The 3,992-nt window shown below is 60.7% G+C and carries 3 protein-coding genes; 2 read left to right on the top strand and 1 reads right to left on the bottom strand.

Going from position 1 to position 3,992, the window contains the following annotated elements:
• Positions 1 to 455 precede the first annotated feature (455 nt).
• Positions 456 to 1,409: an FAD-dependent oxidoreductase gene (locus tag I003_RS0129040; protein WP_027774664.1), complete on the top strand. Its 954-nt coding sequence runs from the start codon at positions 456 to 458 to the stop codon at positions 1,407 to 1,409.
• Positions 1,410 to 2,258: 849 nt separating this feature from the next.
• The gene (locus I003_RS35365; RefSeq protein ID WP_037722133.1) at positions 2,259 to 3,167 is read left to right on the top strand and encodes a DNA methyltransferase; all 909 of its coding nucleotides are present in this window, start codon (positions 2,259 to 2,261) and stop codon (positions 3,165 to 3,167) included.
• Here the strand turns inward: I003_RS35365 and I003_RS36285 are convergent.
• Positions 3,107 to 3,992, bottom strand: an 886-nt coding sequence (locus I003_RS36285; protein WP_486584457.1) for a hypothetical protein, incomplete at its 5' end; no start/stop codon positions are given. The genes I003_RS35365 and I003_RS36285 overlap by 61 nt on opposite strands.

Genomic DNA, 3,992 nt, shown 5'->3' with positions numbered 1-3,992 from the left:
GCCAGGAAGCAATAGCCGACCAAGCCCCGCGACCACCAGCCCTGCCCCAACCTCACCAGGAAACGGACATCAGATCACGAACCGCCCTCTGAGATACCCATGCCGAGCTGGCGAACGGAGCAGGTCTGGATGTACGGCGGAGTCGCCTCGACCGCGGTTCCTCCGGCGTGCGGGAACACCTAGGGCACGGCGCTGCCGTGAACCCCGGTCCAACGGGCACCGTTCGAGTGCTGAGAAGTCCGGCCAGAGTTGGAACTGGCCTGCAGAGTCGGCCAGATCGCCACCGGCCCGGCTGGACCTCGTCTGATCACCACGCAGCCTCGCTCTGATGCAACAGCTCGCCAGGGACCCGCGAAGGTGGAAGCGCAACAACGTCTCTAGCTTCCTGCCCAGTCTTGAACAGGCCCTCATCCGACACAACTCGATCATCTCCGCGGCCAGGTAGCGTCAGGAAAATGACCATCCGAGGTGACACTGTTGTACTGGGTGCCGGGGTCGTCGGCCTCACCACGGCTGTCGTTCTGGCCGAGGCAGGTCTTCGGGTGCGCGTCATCGCGGAGGAGATCCCCGGTGTGACCTCAATGGCCGCAGGCGCAATGTGGGGCCCCTACCTCGTAGAGCCCAAGGACCTGGTGGATCAGTGGGGCCAGTACTCGCTGGAGTCCTTCCGCTCTCTTGCCGCCGACCCGACGACCGGAGTCCGGGTCACTTCCGGTATCGAAGCATCCCGCCGTGCTGAGGCAGCACCAGCATGGGCCATCGTGCTGCCGGACTTCCGGCCGGTTCCGTCCACCGAGTTGCCGCCCGGCTTCGGCTCCGGCCACCGCTTCACAGTCCCGTTGATCGACATGCCGATGTACCTGCGGTACCTGGAGCACCGGCTACGGACGGCCGGCGGGACGATCGAGCAGCAGACCGTACCCACGCTCGATGCCGCACCTCGCGCATCGGCGATCATCAACTGCACGGGCATGGGCGCGGCCTCCCTGGCCTCCGACCCGACCTTGCGGCCTATCCGTGGCCAACACGTCGTGGTCACCAACCCTGGCCTGACCGACTTCTTCTCCGAGGACACGGGCCCCTCGTCCGATCTGCTGTGCATCTACCCGCACGGCAACACTGTGGCCCTCGGCGGGACCGCTCTCGACGGCGATGGCAGCTTGGAGCCGGACGAGAGGGCCGCAGCCGACATACTCGCCCGCTGCACCGCCGTGGAGCCCCGGCTGGCCGAGTCCACGGTTGTCCACCACCGCGTAGGTCTCAGGCCGACAAGGCCCCAAGTGCGGGTGGCGGTGGAACGCCGAACCGACGGGACTTCTGTGATCCACAACTACGGGCACGGCGGCGCCGGCGTCACCCTGTCCTGGGGTTGCGCTCGGGAAGTCCACCGTCGGCTCGCCAGCGGGTGACCGCCAGCTCAACACGTGATCTGCCCCCGTATTTCGCTCGATACCGAAGTCGTCGACGACGGGCCTGCTCCGGACTCCGAAGGCGGTGACGAGACTGGTCGGCCGCCGTCCAGGTCGACCTCGGCACCGGGCCAGATGGAGGACCTGCCTGCCCACATCATGCTGCCGGTATGGCGGCGCTTGTCGTCACAGGCGGCGGCACGCCTGTAGTCCAGGTATGGAGCCGAGGCTGATCTGCTGCAGCTTCTTCCTCGTCGCAGCGAGAGCAACCTCCTGCCAAGTGAGGCGTGCGGCGCTGCTGGGTCATCCGCCTGCAGCTTTTTTGATCTTCCTGACCCTGTGGGCGGCGTATCCCGTCAACTTGTCTCGCCGGGACCAGATGTTTCAGCAAGATCACGACTTCGGCTTGTAAGACCCGAGGAAGCAGCGATGCTCGGTAAGACTTGTCCACAGCTATGCCACGAGCGTGGACAGTGGGCTTCGTATCGTGTACGTTCTAGACGTCTAGACGTCCGAGGAGGAGAGGAGCAGTGAGTGACTTCGCGACGCAGCCCAGGGGTCGTCCGGGACGCAATCGTTGCCTACTTGCGCAGCGTTCACCCGGAAGCACGCCATATTGCTGAGATTCACGCGGCAGTGTGCAAGCGTGCCGGGAATGACGTTCCGAAATCCTCGGTGCGTTCCTATCTTCGGCTAAATACTCCGAAGATGTTTACGAGGACCGGGCGTGGACTCTACAAAATGAGCAAGAAGTAGAAGGATTTATTGCGGGCGGACGGATTCTCCTTACATTCCAGAATTCGACATTCAAGTAGCGTAAGTGCTGGCAGCAAAAATTGCGGGGTGTGTATGACGGCAACACAAATGGAGTTCTCGGGCACGGTGCCGGTGCTTACACACGGAAATGCATCGCTCTATCGAGCAGACTGCCTTGAATGGCTCGGTTCTCGGGCGGAGAATTCTATTCAAGCGGTTGTCACTGACCCGCCCTACGGGATCGTTGAGTATTCGGAGAAAGAGCAGTCCAAGCTTCGAAAGGGCACAGGAGGAGTCTGGAGGATCCCTCCTACTCTCGATGGTCAAACTCGATCGCCATTGCCGCGATTCACAACTCTTAGCGCTAGGGAACGGGGCGCACTGGCTGCCTTCTTCCACGAATGGGCCACAGCGTTGACCCCGGTGCTTGTGCCGGGAGCCCACGTAATGGTGGCGTCCAATCCTCTCCTGTCATACTTGATCAGTGGCGCGATGGCTGATTCAGGACTGGAAAGACGTGGAGAGATCGTTCGGAAAGTTATGACAATGCGTGGTGGGGACCGTCCAAAAAATGCCCACGAAGAGTTTCCCGATGTCTCCGTAATGCCTCGTTCTATGTGGGAGCCGTGGCTGCTGTTCCGTAAACCCTTCGAGGGCACTGTCGCCGATAATCTCCGTAAGTGGGGGACTGGCGGACTTAGGCGAGTGAGTGACGATCAGCCCTTCGGAGATGTGATCGAGTCATCGCCTACTCGGCGGCATGAGAAGAAGCTGGCGCCTCACCCAAGCCTAAAGCCTCAAGCATTTCTCAGGAAAGTGGTGCGTGCCGCCCTTCCGCTTGGGCAGGGTGTGGTTCTCGACCCTTTTGCAGGCTCGGGATCGACACTGGCTGCGGCGGAGGCGGTAGGATATCGGAGCATTGGAGTCGAGCGAGATCCAGATTATGTATCGATGGCCGTCTCGGCATTGCCATCGTTGGCCTCGCTCAAAGTAAAGGAATGACCTAGGTCGATGCCGTTTTCCACGCAATATGCTTTGAATCGGTTGAGGAGTTTGGGATTCCGCTGAACTACCGCAAGGTAGTAGAGAAACTCCTGCACGGCCAGTCGCTGCTTTGGCAAGTCCCAGTAGGCGACATTGCTCTCCATGCTTCCGCGGTCGAAAGCCAGGATATTTCGGTCGCTCAGCCAGTCGATTACTTCTGGCGTGAATTCTCGGGCCAATGCGACTGCCGTGCAATTGGGCCAGCGGTTCAGGTGCTTAACGAACATGTCGAACTGATGAATGTCCTCCATTCTGATCGGCATGTCTTTTACTTCTACACTCAGTTCAAGTGAGTCTCCTATCCATCCGTCTACGTCCCCCGTGGCGCCTACTCGGGCAGAACCTGATCCAACCTTGTAGATCCTCAGGGTGACGTTAGGGCTGTCAGCACGATAATAGGCGTACGCCAAGCCTTGTAGCACGGACCCCCCAGGTTCTCCGCTTTGGGTATTGGGGAAGTGGCGAACGATGTCCTCAAACGGTCGAATGAGGCGCTGCTCACCGGCCCGGCTCTTTTGCTCTTCGAAGGCGAGTACGTCTGCCCACAGCGCATCGGCCAACGATGCGCGCTCCGCGGGTGTCATCTCGCAGATTAGCTCGAACTCGCGGCGGTGCTGACTCCACGACTGTGTTGCGTGAGGAGCTGAGTTCGGGTACCCCAGGCGGAGTAGATCCCCGAGGATCACCCCTTCAACGTAGTTGTAATAGGTGCGCAATGACACTGAAGGTTCACCGAGCGTGAGTGTGTTGAGTCTTCTGCCACCTTGATATTCCAGTGGCGGG

The sequence above is a fragment of the Streptomyces sp. CNQ329 genome (assembly GCF_000482585.1).
Note: the sequence above shows the minus strand (reverse complement) of the source record. Positions and strands in the feature narration are given on the sequence as shown.

Excerpts from the sequence above, each read along its gene's own strand:
- I003_RS0129040 (WP_027774664.1), top strand. The coding sequence starts at position 456 with ATGACCATCCGAGGTGACACTGTTGTACTGGGTGCCGGGGTCGTCGGC.
- I003_RS35365 (WP_037722133.1), top strand. The coding sequence starts at position 2,259 with ATGACGGCAACACAAATGGAGTTCTCGGGCACGGTGCCGGTGCTTACA.